The organism is Chryseobacterium sp. FH2, assembly GCF_001045455.1.
Taxonomy (GTDB): Bacteria; Bacteroidota; Bacteroidia; order Flavobacteriales; family Weeksellaceae; genus Chryseobacterium.
The window spans coordinates 99204-113448 of the sequence record NZ_LFNE01000007.1 but is presented as its reverse complement, the minus strand read 5'-3'; the positions used below and the strand labels follow the sequence as shown (position 1 = coordinate 113448).

The following is a 14245-nucleotide window of genomic DNA, read 5'->3' as shown; positions in this document are numbered from 1 at the left end:
ACACAATAAATGATAATTGATAGAATGGTAGAAAATTTGCTTAGGAAGATACCACTTCGTTAATTATCATTTATTATTTATAAAACATGCACGAACAGTTCAATTTTGCCATAGAAGTACTCGGAACGATTTCCTTTTCAATGTCAGGGAGTTTTGCAGCTATGCAAAAACGTCTTGATCCCTTTGGAGTACTTATCATTGCTTTTGTAACCTCTGTGGGAGGAGGAACCGTAAGAGATTTATTATTGGATATTCCGGTGTTCTGGATGCATGATCTACTGACTTGTGCCGTAATTATTATTACAAGCATTTTTTCAATGATTTTCAAGTCTTTGGAAAAAAACTTTAAAGTAACATTATTTATTTTTGACAGTTTCGGACTCGGCCTTTTCACCATAATCGGCATACAAAAAGGGTTAAATGCTGATATTCATCCCCTTATATGTATTGGCTTGGGAACGATCACCGGTTGTTTCGGAGGTATTATCCGGGATATTTTATTGAACCGCATCCCTTTGATTTTCAGAAAAGAAATCTACGCAACCGCCTGTATTATAGGAGGTTCAGTATTTTTATTATTAACAAATTTCAGCCATCTTTCTTATACAATCATTCAGATTTTCACCATTTTATTGATTGTGGGGATAAGGACATTTGCCGTAAAATACCATTGGCAAATTCCAAAATTCTATGGTCATGAACAAAATTCAGAAATGTAGTAAAAACAACTAAAACGATTTTATATTAAAAATTTACTACATTTATGCTAATTAAATTTAAAGATCATGAAAAAATTTACTCTTTTTTACATCTTATTAATTAGCATGCTGGGAACTATGAAAATTAATGCCCAGCAGGAAGTAATTATAGGAACAGGGACAAATGACTGGTACTATTCTCCTATTACAAGATTATTTGAAAACGGAGCCAGTGAAACGATCTATGACAGTTCAGATATAGGAATTACCGGAAATATTTCGGCTGTTGGATGGAATATTACTGCTAATGCCTATGCAACAACAACCGGTAATGTATCCATTTATATGAAAATGACGGATCAAAGTACTATTGCAAATACTGCGAGTTTAGCCGGGTATTCTTTAGTTTATTCGGGAAATGTTGATAATAATGTTCTAGGTTGGCAAAATATACAGCTTACAACTCCTTTTAATTATAATGATTCCACGAAAAATTTAATGGTTTTAGTAGTACATACATCAGGCAATTACACCCTTTCTCCACCACGTTATTCTTATACAACAGCGACAAACAAAGCATCTTATTACAGCAGTATTTCCAATGTATGGAATGAAACCAGAACGATGACTTTAACACCCAATAGAACCAATATCAAATTATACTTTACTCAAAATCTGAGCACCGTTGAAATTGAAGGAAATACATCTTTAAAGTATTATCCAAATCCTGTAAAAGACATCTTGACGATTTCCGCGAACCAAAATATTACTTCTGTTGAGGTTTATAATATGATGGGACAACAAATTTTGACTAAAAAATCTGACAGTAAAGAAATTTCTCTCGATCTTATAAATATTTCTTCCGGAAATTATTTAGTAAAACTGACCTATAAAAATGGTTCATCAAAAACCATAAAGATTATTAAACAATAAAATCTTCACAAAAAAAAGGCAGAAAGTAATTTTTCTGCCTTTTTTATTAAAAAATTTCTTTCTAGAATTTTCCTCTGTTTCTCATATTCGGATTATGCATATGCTTTTGCATCGTAGGCATTTTCAGCTGATCCTTCATCATTTTGATTTGGTCAGTCATCATTCCTGCGCTGTCTAGTCTCTTAGCTTCTTCCAACAATTTTTGACCTTCTTGTTTTCTGCCTTTAGAAATTGCTGCTGCTGCAAGATTCAACGTTGCCATTGCCCTGTCATGTTTCATATTCAAACCATAATCAAGTGCTTTTCTCATTAGAGGCTCTACTTTTGTGGGGTGATCCTGAGCTTGGGTTAATCCCAATAAATAATGGAAATATCCATATTGAGATTTGTGAAGCTGAGCCTTATAATTTGTGATATTATTCAGCCAAGCCGCTGCTTTCTCCATATTTTGTTTTCTCAATTGCCAAAAAGCCAAAAGAATATATTCATTTTTAAAGAAAGTCAAGATAGGAAGTGAGGCTAAAAGGAAAATTACAATTCCCCACCCTAAATTTCTTGTAAAAATCATCATAGAAAGTCCGCCAATGATAAGAAGTGCGGCAACTACAATTTTTATGTACTTATTCATTATTAAATTTTAGAAGTGCAAAGATAAAGAATTTAGAAGATAGAAACTAGAAGTTAGAAATGAGAATTTTTCCACAGCTCCAACTATTGTTCGTAAGTATTGACTAATCTGCATTAATTTTTTCAAATGTCTGAAAACAGAAATCATACCCATTTTTTTCATCTTTTTCATGACAAACTTCAGCAGTTTTCTTCCAAATTTCAGGATTAATTTTCGGGAAATATGTATCAGCTTCCAAATCAGCTTTTACTAAAGTAACTTCTAGTTTATCAACAATTTCGATCGTTTGTTCATAAATATTTCCTCCACCGATAATGAAAATATTTTCATCAATCTTTTTTGCAAACTTTACAGCTTCTTTGATGCTTCCAACAATTAAAATCCCTTCTTCAAACCAGTCTTTCTTTCTTGAAACAACGATATTGGTACGGTTAGGAAGAGGCTTTCCTATACTTTCATATGTTTTTCTACCCATAATGATCGGATGCCCCGAAGTCAAATCTTTAAAATGTTTTAGATCTTTCGGAAGATGCCAAAGTAACTGATTATTACAACCAATCTCATTTTTCTCTCCCATTGCCACCACTATTGTTGTCATTAAAATAATTTTCTGCAAAATTAGCACATAATTTGTATATTTGGTTAGCACAAAAAAATTTAAAAAAAAATAAACTATGAAAAACAAGGGTTGTTTGAGCGCCGGAACTATTGGTATTGCTCTCCTTATTATTGTTGCTGTGATATTCTTCTGGGGTAAAAGCGGCTACAACAGCTTTGTAACAAAAGAACAAACTGTAAATACAAAATGGTCAAACGTAGAAACTGTTTATCAAAAAAGAGCCAATTTGATCCCTAATCTGGAAAGAACAGTAAAATCTTATTCAAAATTTGAGCAGGAAACGCTTACAAAAGTAATCGAAGCTCGTTCTAAAGCGACTTCTATCAATGTAGATCCTACCAACATGACAGAACAGGATATTGCAAAATTCCAGGCTGCGCAGGGTGAACTGACAGGTGCTTTAAGCAGATTGATGGCTGTTGTAGAACAGTATCCCAACTTAAAAGCCGATCAGCAGTACATTAACTTCCAAAGAGAATATATCGCTATCGAAAACAGCATCAGAACTGAAACAGTTTATTATAATTCTGCCGTTCAGGATTATAATACATCGATAAAGCAATTCCCGAATAATATTTTGGCGAATTTTACAAACTTTAAAGAAAAGCCTTTATTCAAAGCTGAAGCAGGCGCAAACAAAGCCCCTGAAGTATTTTCAGAATAATGGATAATAAATTCTTAACAAATCAGCAAATAGCTTCCCTTGTGGAAGCTATTCAATCAGCAGAAGAACATTCTACCGGAGAAATTAGAGTGCATATAGATTCTAATACTGAAAATGAGAATGCAGAAATTGCGTTTCAGGTATTCAAAGATCTTTGTATGAATAAAACTACAGAAAGAAATGCTGTGCTTTTTCATGTCAATTTTGAACAGAAATATCTTACTATCATCGGTGATATTGGGATTCATGAAAAAGTACATCAGTCTTACTGGGATTATCTGCATGATTATATTACCTCTGAGTTTGCAAAAGGAAATTATCATAAAGCCTTAAAAAGTGCTATTCTGGAAACAGGCCTTGAACTAAAAAAACATTTTCCTGTTACAGGAGAAAATCATAATGAACTTCCTAATGAAATTACGTTCTCTTAAACTAGTATTTTCATTCTTATTAATATGCTTTTACACATTTGTATCAGCACAATATACCATTCCTGCGAAACCTAATATCCTTTATCCTGTTTACGATGAAGCAGGGATTCTTTCTCAACAGGAAAAAAAGGAACTGAACAATAAACTTATCAAGTTTGCAGATTCTACCTCAACAGAGATCGAGGTTGTTATTATTCCTTCTACAAAAGGCGAAGACGTAAATTTTTTAGCCACAATGTTTGGAGAAAAATGGGGAATCGGGAAGAAGAATGTTGACAATGGTGTTGTTTTTCTAATCGCAACTGAAGACCATACCATGTCTATTCAGCAAGGAAGAGCGGTTGAGCAATACTTGACAGCGTCAGTCGCAGGACAGATTTTAGATTACATCGTTACTCCCCATTTTAAACAAGGCGAATGGTATGAAGGTATCAATGGTGGCACTTCTGCCATTATGGAAGCAGTACAGGGAAAGTTCAAACCTTTGGCTAACCCTGATACCGGTGGTGATGCAGGTGTTTTTAAAATTTTAGTTATTGCTTTTATTATCTTCATTATTATTGTTATTCTTTTCGGCAATAAAGGAGGAGGAAGAGGCGGAAATAATGACGATGATGACGTTATCATCTCAAGAAGAGGTCGTAGAAACTATCCCGGAGGATTTTTTCCTTTTCCCGGCAGTTTCGGCGGTGGTGGATTTGGTGGCGGAAGTTCCGGCGGCGGCGGATTTGGTGGCTTCGGAGGAGGAGGTAGTTTCGGAGGAGGAGGCGCTTCCGGAGGTTGGTAATTCAGAAAGGATGATATAAAATATAAATCGGGCAAAAATTGTCCGGTTTTTTTTATTCAAAACATAAAATATTGTCATTAAATTGATTTATTTTAACATAATATTCAAATTTTAATATTAAAAAATTAATAAACCCACATAAAACCATCCTTTTATTCAATTTTTTTTCGCTAAATTTACTGAAAACAGGCTTATGAAGAAGACGTTGGTAGTTTTTGCGCATCCCTATCTAGAGCACTCAAACTCGAATGTAGAACTTATCAATTTCTACGTTCGTCATCAGCATTTTACCCTTCGGGATCTTTACGAAGAATATCCTGATTTTCATATTGCAGCTTTCAGAGAAAGAAAAAGGATAAAAAATTATGATCGTTTTATTTTTCAGTTTCCTTTAATCTGGTTCGGAATGCCTCCTTTGTTACGACTTTGGATAGACGAAGTTTTTGATAGAGACTGGTTGAAAGAAGATCAGTACAACCCGTTGGAAGGTAAAGAAATTCATATTCTGATTACCACAGGCGGGAAAGAAAGATCCTTCAGTAAAGAAGGCACTTATAAATATACTGTGGAAGAACTCATCAGCGGACTTATTGTTTCTTTAAATGTCTTTAATGCCAATATTAAAAATATAAAAATAGTTTACGAGGCCAATAAATTATCCAAAAAAGAAATTATTTTTCATAAAAAAGAATTTATGGAATTCCTTAACCAGTAAAATATGGAATCTACTTTAGCAATGAACACCCTTATTTTCTTAGGCGTAGCCATCATTATGGTTCCGCTGGCGAGAAAACTTGGCTTAAGTTCTGTGATTGGATATATTGCAGGAGGTATAATTATAGGGCCATACGTTTTACGATTAACAGGAAAAGATGTAAATGACATCATGCACGCCAGTGAATTCGGAGTTATTATGCTTTTGTTTTTAGTCGGACTAGAACTGGAACCCCGAAAATTCTGGGAGATGCGGAAAAAAATCGTAGGGCTGGGGCTGACCCAAATGATTCTGACGATTTCGCTGCTCTTTTTACTCTTCATCTGGGCAGGCTGGCGTATTGACAAAGCAATAGCCATTGCAATATGTTTCGCATTATCCTCTACAGCTATTGTTTTACAGACATTACAGGAAAAAAATAATTTGAAAACCCTTGCAGGAGAAGCTTCATTTTCGACACTTTTATTTCAGGATATTGCCGTGATTCCTATTTTGGCTATACTTCCGATTATTGCGAATTATAAAGCCAGGCACAACGATAATAATATTCAGGTTCTTATTCAGACTCTTCCGGAGTGGTTACAGGCTGCAACCGTAATTTTGGGCGTTGTTATCTTGATACTATTGGGAAGATATGTCTTCGTCCCATTTTTAAGATATGTTTCAAAATCGGGAATGACTGAACTTTTAACTGCCTCTTCCCTATTTTTAGTGATTGGGGTTTCTGAGCTGATGGTTGTCATAGGCCTATCTCCGGCTTTGGGTGCCTTTCTTGCAGGTGTAATGCTTGCCAACAGTGAATTTCGTCATGAATTGGAAGCACAGATTGATCCGTTTAAAGGATTATTATTGGCCGTATTCTTTGTGAGCGTGGGTTCAACAATGAATTTTAATATTATTCAAAAAGATCCGTTGTTTATTTTCAGTACGGTTTTTGCCGTATTGACTGTAAAATTTATAGTTTTATACACTATCGGAAAATTTTTCAGAATCGATACTCCTCAAAGTTTATTTTATGCTTTTGCACTTTCACAAGTTGGAGAATTTGCGTTTGTTTTAATTAATTATGCATCGAGCCTTTATCTCTTAAGTCCTGAACTAAATGCTCAAATGATGGCTGTTACTGCAATTACAATGTGCATTACTCCTTTTCTTCTAATTATTAATGATAAAATTATCACTCCGAAGTTTATTAAAGAAATCCCTGAAGAAGAAAATGATTTTAATATTTTTGACAGCGACGTTTCTCAAAAGAAGATTATTATTGTTGGTTTCGGACATTTTGGAAGTACAGTAGGACGTTTATTGAAGGCCAATAAAATTTCAGCGACAATTTTGGACAGAGATTCTGATCGCGTAAAGCTGTTGAGAAGTTATGGTTTTAAAGTTTATTATGGAGACGCCACAAAAATTCCCACTTTACGTGCTGCCGGGATCGAAGATGCCGAAATTTTGGTTCTTTGTCTTGATGATCCTGCTGATAACAAATTTATTACTGATTTAGTTCGTGAACATTATCCAAGTGTGAAAATTTTTGTCAGAGCCAAAAATAGAATTGACGCTTATAATTATTTAAATAACGGGATTAATAATATTTATCGTGAAACATTAGGAACAGCTGTCGATATGGCAGTAGATGTACTTCATGAAACCGGAATGCGAAAATATGCAGCAAGGCGCCTGGGACAAAGATTTATGGCAATTGACAGAGCATCCATCAGGAGATTAGCCAGAGCCAAGGATAATGATGATGAAATTCTTTTATTTACCACAAAAGAAATCCTCCAAAGAGAGGAGGAATTATTAGCCTATGATAATCTCAATTTTGAAAACAGAGAATGGGAAGATCCCTCATCCGATGACGACGATGAGGAAACCCTTGTATAATTTTATTCTACAGATACACTTCCTCCGCTGCTTTCTCTTTTATTGATGGTCGTTACAGGTCCTTTTTTATAGATATTTACACTACCTCCAGAAGATGCGCTGGCATCTGCTTTTGCCGTAGCACTGATTTCAACACTAGCTCCGCTTGAAGCTTCTGCCTTCACATTCTCAGCAATCACATTTTTAGCCGAAACACTACTTCCTGATGAAGAACTTATTTCAGCATTTTTAGCCTTCCCGGAAATATCTATACTCGCCGCAGAAGAGGCTTCAATATCCAAGTCTACAGCCCAGATTTTACCACTAAAACTACTGCTGCTTCCTATAGAAATTTCAAAATCATTTGCTTCTAAATCTCCTGATATATTTGCTGCGCTTGAAGCTTCAATTTCAGTCTTTTCCTGAACAAACTTTTCTTTTACCGTAATACTTGCTGCAGAATTGGCTTTAAGTTTTGTAAAATCTTTTGTATAAATCTTAGCAGTAACCCTATTCATATTGGTGACTCTGATTCCCGTTTTATAATGGATGTGAAGCTTTCCTCTGTCGATTTCAGCTAAAACCTCGTCAATAATACTTTCAGGAGCAGAAATTACCACCCTTTCCGTTTCAGATTTTATAATTTCAGCGTCAATGGCTTGAGAAACTTCTATTTCATCAAAACTGCCGCTTATTTCTTTTTGTTTTAATGGTCCATTGCCTTTGTTTACGACCTTTTCTACCCAGCTGCTTTTGTCGTTATCCTTATAGCTTCTCTCATGTTTCTCATTACATGAGGTCAATAACAAGAAGGCTGAAAAAATAAAAAATGGTGTTGTTTTCATGCTTACTACGTTTTTAATATCTTTATACTTTTAATAACAACTAATTTATGAAAAATATTACATCGGTATTATTAATTTCAGCATTAGCATTTAATTACTCTTGTACTACAATGAAAAAAGCCGATAATCAACAGGAAGTTCCTTCACCGGATGCTTCCCTTTCGTCAAACCCTTTCATGAAGAAAAGTAAACTTCAATATGAAGCTCCGGAGTTTGACAAAATCAAAAATGAACATTTTAAACCTGCTTTTGATTTTGGATTAAAACAGCACGATGCCGAAATCATTAAAATTGCCAACAACACAGAAGCTCCAACTTTTGAAAATACAATTGTGGCATTGGAAAAAAGTGGTGAAGTCCTGAAAAGAGCAACAATTGTCTTCTCAAACCTAACAAGCGCCAACACAAATCCTACTTTACAGGCTTTAGATGAAGAATATGCTCCGGTTTTCGCTGCACATTCTGATAAAATGTATCTTAATGACAATCTTTATAAAAGAATTAAAGCAATCCAGGAAGATGGTCTAGATTCTGAAAGTAAAAAACTGTTACAGTATTATAAACAAAACTTTGAAATCGCAGGAGCGAACCTCTCCTCGGCAGACAAAGAAAAATTAAAGCAAATCAACCAAGAATTAGCATCACTTTCTACACAATATTCAAACAAATTATTAGAGGCGAGAAAAGTGGGCGGTGTTTTCTTTTCTGAAGAAAAAGAACTTGACGGACTTTCTGCTGACGAAATTGCCGCTGCAGCTATCGATGCTAAAAATGCAGGAAAAGAAGGTCAATATCTTTTAGCTTTACAAAATACAACTCAACAGCCTCTTTTACAAAACCTTAAAAACAGAGCAACCCGAGAAAAACTGTTTAAAGCATCCTGGTTAAGAGCTGAAAAAGGTGATGGTAATGATACGAGGGAAACAATAGAAAAATTAGCTAAATTAAGACTAAAAAAAGGCCAGATTTTAGGTAAGAAAAGCTATGCAGAATGGAAGTTACAAGATCAAATGGCTAAAACTCCGGAAGCTGCAACAAAATTGATGAATCAGATTGCAACACCTGCAGTAGAAACGGCAAGGCGCGAGGCAAAAGATATTCAAGATTTGATTGATCAGCAAAAAGGAGGTTTCAAAGTTGAACCTTGGGACTGGAATTTTTATGCCGAACAGGTGAGAAAAGCTAAATTTGATTTAGATGAAAACCAAATCAAGCCCTATTTCGAAGTAACAACAGTTCTGGAAAAAGGAGTTTTCTACGCTGCTGAAAAATTTTACGGACTGACTTTCAAGAAGAGAACAGATCTTCCCACTTATCATCCGGATGTAGTAACATATGAAGTTTTTGACCACGACGGAAAATCTATCGCAATTTATTACCTAGATTTCTACACAAGAGATTCTAAAAACGGAGGAGCCTGGATGAGTAATTTCGTTGAGCAATCTTATTTATTGGGAACAAAACCTGTGATTGTAAACTGCTACAATTATCAAAAACCGGCTCCGGGGAAACCTTCATTAATTAGCTATGATGATGTTTCTACAATGTTTCACGAGTTTGGCCACTCTATACACGGAATGTTTGCCAGTCAGAAATATCCTTCACTTTCAGGGACAAATGTACCGAGAGATTTTGTGGAATTTCCTTCGCAAATCAACGAGCACTGGGCTTTAGACCCAATTGTTTTGAAAAATTATGCCTTACATTATGAAACAAAACAACCTATTCCTCAGACTTTGGTTGATAAAATAAAAAAGGCAGCAACATTCAACCAAGGTTATATGACTACAGAATTAGTTTCTGCAGCAGCTCTTGATATGGATTGGCATACTGTGACAAATGAAAGTCAACTAGTTCCGGTTTTAGATTTTGAAAAACAATCTCTAGCAAATCACGGGTTTACTTTAGCAACAGTTCCTCCAAGATATCACACTCCATATTTTGCACATATTTGGGGAGGCGGTTATTCTGCAGGATATTATGCATATTTATGGTCTGAGACTTTAGATAACGATGCTTGGGAATGGATTAAAAACAACGGTGGACTGACAAGAGAAAACGGAGATCGCTTCAGAAAGTATATTCTGTCTGTTGGAAATTCTGTTGATTTGAATCAGGCATTCAGGGATTTTACAGGACACGATCCGGATATCAAACCTTTATTGAGAAACAGAGGTTTTATTAGATAAATTTTTAAAAAGCATTCATTTTTTGGATGCTTTTTTTATGCTAAATTTTAATTAAAGAAAAACTTTTAAGACTTTTGCAATCTAAAATAATAGAAAATGAACTGTCCTTGTTGTTCCGAAAAATCATACGAAGAATGTTGCAAACCTTATCATACAGGAGAAAAAAATGCTCCGACTGCAGAAGCCTTAATGCGTTCTAGGTTTTCGGCGTTTGCAATTCCGAATGGGGAATATTTAATGAAAACAACTTCTCCAAGCAAAAGGCAGTTTCACAATACAAAAGATTTGCAGGAATGGGGAGAAATTAATGAATGGACACATCTGGAAATTGTAGATAAGCCATCAATGAATAAAGTAGAATTTAAAGCTCATTACATTGATGAAAATGGACAAAAACACGTTCATCATGAGTTATCACAATTCAAAATGATTCAAAACCGCTGGTTTTATGTAAGCGGAGAGTTTTTAGATTAAACAATCAACAATATTGCAAAAAATGTCCGATAAAAATCGGACATTTTTATTTTTAGTGAGCTTCGTTTCCGTCAATCCCATGAGCATGACCGTGAAACAACTCTTCTTCTGTCGCAGGACGTGTGTTTAAAATCTCTACTTGGAAATCTAAAACCTTCCCAGCCATTGGGTGATTAAGATCCGCAACTACAGCTTCTGGAGTAACTTCTACTACAAATGCCTGAAAATTATTTCCCTGATTATCAGATAAAGGTAAAATAGCTCCTACGGGAGGAACTCCAGATTCTTTAAACATATCAATTGGTAATTGAGCGATAGCATCTGCTTGTCTCTCACCGTAAGCTTCTTCCGGCTGAATCACAAAGTCTGCCTTATCACCAGCTTTCAAACCAAGGATGTTTTGTTCAAATTTTGGAATCATCATTCCTACACCATACAAAAATGTAAGTGGGTTTTCTGCTGTTGTTTCTTCTACGAGAACTTTATTACCATCCTCTCCGATTGTGTGAAGTATATACTTTACAGCTACAACGTGGTTGTTTTCAATTGTCATATTTTTCTTTTTTTCGTGATTTTCTTTCACGATTAACGCCACAAATATACTGTTTTTGAAATGATTGATTAAGGGAAAAATACTAAAAGAAGGATTTTAAATCAATATCATATTTTTCACTTCCTCCTTCCTGCTTCGTCACGTTTTTTCTGTCTCAAAACATACAAATACAAGCTTTCGACTTTTGTTCTTGCCCAATCTGTTTTACGTAAAAATTTCAAAGAAGAACTGATACTGGGATTATCTGTAAAACACTTAATATTAATCTGTTCACCCAATTTTTCAAAACCATTGTAATATTCTACCAATTCCTCCAAAATAGAATCAAGCCTTTTACCGTGAAGAGGATCTTTTGATTGTTCCTGCATATTTCGCTATTCTTATTTTACTTAATACTTTTTTAATATCCGTTTACAGTCAAAATTAACATTAATATCCTTATCTCTTCAATTTTTTTATTTTAACTTTAATCACAACCTTCTGAGTTCCTTATTTTAATTATTCCGAAGTTTGGTGTAGGATTTTAATGATACTTTATTAAATCCGATTCTTATCCACACATTAAAGATATGATTTAGAGTTTGCCTTTTAGGAACTTCATATAATTATTTAAATAATTAAAAAACCTCCACTGAATTCCAGTGGAGGTTTTAATTATAAATTTTTGACTGCAGGTTTCACTTCTTTTCCAAACAATTCGATAGATTTCATCATAATATCGTTCGAAGGATCTCCGACATCCATATGCCCAATAAATCTTGTGATTCCGAAGATTTCTTTCATATAGGCAATCTTGTCGGCAACTTCTTTTGAGCTTCCGATGAATAAAGCTCCATCTTTACTTCTTCCACCATCATACTGCATTTTTGTGTAGGGAGCCCAGCCTCTCGAAGAACCGATTCTATCCATCTGAGATTTATAATTATGAAAATATCCCTCAATTACATTTTGGTTATCGCTCACAAAAGTATGTGAATGCACGGCAATCTGCATTTTTGAAACATCATGACCTGCTTTTTGATATTCCTGTTTATAAAATTCAATTAAATTTTTAAACTGAATTGGCATTCCGCCGATAATTGCCACAACCAAAGGCATTCCCAATTGTGCAGCACTTAAAACTGATTGCGGAGTTCCACCAACCGCTCTCCAGATGGATAATCTTCCGTCATTTTTCGCTCTCGGATAAACTGTTTGATTTTGCATCGGAGCACGAAGATTTCCGGACCAGGAAACATTTTCTTCTGAATTTATTTTTAATAATAGTTCTAATTTTTCATCAAAAAGTTCTTCATAATCATTTAAAGAATAGCCGTAAAGAGGGAAAGATTCTATGAAACTTCCCCGTCCGACGAAAATCTCTGCGCGACCATCAGAAATTAAATCCAATGTTGAAAAATCTTCATATACCTTTACTGGCTCGGATGAGCTTAAAACCGTTACTCCGCTTGCTAATTTTATATTTTTCGTAATACTTGCAGCTGCAGCCAAAACCATTTCAGGTGACGAAACTGCATAATCAGGACGGTGATGCTCTCCCATTGCAAAAACATCAATACCCACCTCATCCATGAATTTTACCTGCTCAAGAATTTCACGGATTTTAATTCCTGCATCTTTATATTTTCCGGTTGCCTGGTCTATTGATAAATCGCCAAACATTCCTATTCCTAATTCCATATTGTTGATTTTAGATAGGACAAAATTAGGTTAATGAAAAATCAGATGCATTGATGAATGATAAGAAAGAAATGATATGATTAATCAGGCTCAATGTTTAATCTTGAGCTTTAAAAATTGTTTTTCAAAAAGATGATAGGACAAAAATGCGAGTATTACTGTAAAAATAAATGCCATTAAAGTTTCCATATACCAATCCAGATGATATTTTTCTCCTATTTTTCTGCATAACATAATGCTAATCATATGAATAAGGTATAATCCATAAGTATATTTTCCCAACCAGGCAAAAACAGTCCGGTCCGAAATTTTGAAAACATTTCGATTACCCAAAGTAAACAGAATCAATACAGAAAATAATAATCCGAAAAAATCAGGTCTACAATTAACATAATCAAATTTGAGCATATTAAGCGGAGCTGCTATCATTAAAATTACAATGAAAAAATAAAAGTATTTATATATTCTCGATATCCGGGTTAATTTATTAATAATCTTTTTATGAAAAACAAATATATAAGCCGGAATTGCTCCCCAAGCAAAATAGCCGATATTAGCAAAAATATCTACAGGAAAAATATTAAAAGAATTGTAAATCATCCTAAATATGAATGAGACAACTAAACAGATTAAAATCAACTTTGGTACATACTTTAGGTTGATAACATACATAATCAGACCCCAAATAATATAAAAATGTTCTTCAACACAAAGAGACCAAATTACAGGCAATGGAGAAACGTTTGCATGTCCCCCTGTATACATTACTCTATAATTTTCGAGGAAAGTCAGGGTAAGAAACCAATTGGGCGTATAACCTTCATTAGAATACTTTATATGGAATATATCCAACAGGTAAGGTGTAATAAAAGCAAATAGAACCATTGCATAATACAATGGCCAAATTCTAAGTATCCTCCTTTTAAAAAACTGTTTCAGGGAAATATTTTGATTATTTATTTTATCCAATAATAAAATATAAGTGATCAAAAAACCACTTAAAACAAAGAAAAAAGAAACTCCTATCTCTCCTCTCGAAAAATAGTTTAGAAAACTATTTTCAGGAACTCCGGCATGATGCAAGAATACTAAAAGGAAAGACAGGAATCTTAAAGAATCAAAGGTATGAAAGTGTATCCTATCTACTTTTACAACGGTCATCC

At 34.4% G+C, this 14245-nt stretch carries 16 protein-coding genes; 9 read left to right on the top strand and 7 right to left on the bottom strand.

Annotated features, from left to right (window positions below; all coding sequences use genetic code 11):
- Positions 1-86: 86 nt before the first annotated feature.
- Complete coding sequence (locus ACM39_RS12235; RefSeq protein WP_048511333.1) at positions 87-719, top strand: trimeric intracellular cation channel family protein; 633 nt, start codon at positions 87-89, stop codon at positions 717-719.
- Positions 720-785: 66 nt separating this feature from the next.
- Positions 786-1631 carry a T9SS type A sorting domain-containing protein gene (locus ACM39_RS12230; RefSeq protein WP_082140586.1) on the top strand — a complete coding sequence of 282 codons (846 nt, stop codon included), beginning with the start codon at positions 786-788 and terminating at the stop codon, positions 1629-1631.
- A 61-nt stretch (positions 1632-1692) separates the two neighbouring features.
- Here ACM39_RS12230 and ACM39_RS12225 read toward each other — a convergent pair whose 3' ends face one another.
- Complete coding sequence (locus tag ACM39_RS12225) at positions 1693-2259, bottom strand: tetratricopeptide repeat protein (RefSeq protein WP_048511331.1); 567 nt, start codon at positions 2257-2259, stop codon at positions 1693-1695.
- A gap of 103 nt (positions 2260-2362) precedes the next feature.
- On the bottom strand, positions 2363-2857 hold the full coding sequence (locus ACM39_RS12220; RefSeq protein WP_048511330.1) for a dihydrofolate reductase: 495 nt from the start codon (positions 2855-2857) through the stop codon (positions 2363-2365).
- Positions 2858-2933: 76 nt separating this feature from the next.
- Between ACM39_RS12220 and ACM39_RS12215 the strand changes: the two genes are divergently transcribed.
- The 5 genes from ACM39_RS12215 to ACM39_RS12195 all read left to right on the top strand — a co-directional run bounded on the left by ACM39_RS12215 (position 2934) and on the right by ACM39_RS12195 (position 7362).
- A complete protein-coding gene (locus tag ACM39_RS12215) occupies positions 2934-3542 on the top strand; it encodes a LemA family protein (RefSeq protein WP_048511329.1) in 609 nt (202 codons plus the stop codon).
- A complete protein-coding gene (locus ACM39_RS12210) occupies positions 3542-3973 on the top strand; it encodes a TPM domain-containing protein (protein ID WP_048511328.1) in 432 nt (143 codons plus the stop codon). Before ACM39_RS12215 ends, ACM39_RS12210 begins: the two co-directional genes overlap by 1 nt.
- The gene (locus ACM39_RS12205) at positions 3954-4760 is read left to right on the top strand and encodes a TPM domain-containing protein (protein ID WP_048511327.1); all 807 of its coding nucleotides are present in this window, start codon (positions 3954-3956) and stop codon (positions 4758-4760) included. The genes ACM39_RS12210 and ACM39_RS12205 overlap by 20 nt, the downstream gene beginning before the upstream one ends.
- A 193-nt stretch (positions 4761-4953) precedes the next feature.
- Positions 4954-5475: an NAD(P)H-dependent oxidoreductase gene (locus tag ACM39_RS12200; protein WP_048511326.1), complete on the top strand. Its 522-nt coding sequence runs from the start codon at positions 4954-4956 to the stop codon at positions 5473-5475.
- 3 nt (positions 5476-5478) lie between these two features.
- Positions 5479-7362 carry a monovalent cation:proton antiporter-2 (CPA2) family protein gene (locus ACM39_RS12195; RefSeq protein WP_048511325.1) on the top strand — a complete coding sequence of 628 codons (1884 nt, stop codon included), beginning with the start codon at positions 5479-5481 and terminating at the stop codon, positions 7360-7362.
- A 2-nt stretch (positions 7363-7364) separates the two neighbouring features.
- Here the strand turns inward: ACM39_RS12195 and ACM39_RS12190 are convergent, their stop codons facing one another.
- Positions 7365-8186 carry a head GIN domain-containing protein gene (locus ACM39_RS12190; RefSeq protein ID WP_048511324.1) on the bottom strand — a complete coding sequence of 274 codons (822 nt, stop codon included), beginning with the start codon at positions 8184-8186 and terminating at the stop codon, positions 7365-7367.
- 47 nt (positions 8187-8233) lie between these two features.
- Between ACM39_RS12190 and ACM39_RS12185 the strand changes: the two genes are divergently transcribed.
- Together ACM39_RS12185 and ACM39_RS12180 are read left to right on the top strand one after the other, a co-directional pair.
- Complete coding sequence (locus tag ACM39_RS12185; protein ID WP_048511323.1) at positions 8234-10375, top strand: M3 family metallopeptidase; 2142 nt, start codon at positions 8234-8236, stop codon at positions 10373-10375.
- A 96-nt stretch (positions 10376-10471) separates the two neighbouring features.
- Positions 10472-10849 (top strand): YchJ family protein, encoded by a 378-nt coding sequence (locus ACM39_RS12180; protein WP_048511322.1) that lies wholly within the window; start codon positions 10472-10474, stop codon positions 10847-10849.
- Positions 10850-10901: 52 nt separating this feature from the next.
- On the opposite strand, the gene ACM39_RS12175 is transcribed toward ACM39_RS12180, so the two are convergent.
- The 4 genes from ACM39_RS12175 to ACM39_RS12160 all read right to left on the bottom strand — a co-directional run bounded on the left by ACM39_RS12175 (position 10902) and on the right by ACM39_RS12160 (position 14243).
- On the bottom strand, positions 10902-11444 hold the full coding sequence (locus ACM39_RS12175) for a peptidylprolyl isomerase (RefSeq protein ID WP_228377110.1): 543 nt from the start codon (positions 11442-11444) through the stop codon (positions 10902-10904).
- Between the two features lie 74 nt (positions 11445-11518).
- Positions 11519-11770 carry a VF530 family DNA-binding protein gene (locus ACM39_RS12170; protein ID WP_048511321.1) on the bottom strand — a complete coding sequence of 84 codons (252 nt, stop codon included), beginning with the start codon at positions 11768-11770 and terminating at the stop codon, positions 11519-11521.
- Positions 11771-12056: 286 nt separating this feature from the next.
- A complete protein-coding gene (locus ACM39_RS12165) occupies positions 12057-13082 on the bottom strand; it encodes an LLM class flavin-dependent oxidoreductase (protein WP_048511320.1) in 1026 nt (341 codons plus the stop codon).
- Positions 13083-13172: 90 nt separating this feature from the next.
- The gene (locus tag ACM39_RS12160) at positions 13173-14243 is read right to left on the bottom strand and encodes an acyltransferase family protein (RefSeq protein WP_048511319.1); all 1071 of its coding nucleotides are present in this window, start codon (positions 14241-14243) and stop codon (positions 13173-13175) included.
- Between the last annotated feature and the right edge of the window lie 2 nt (positions 14244-14245).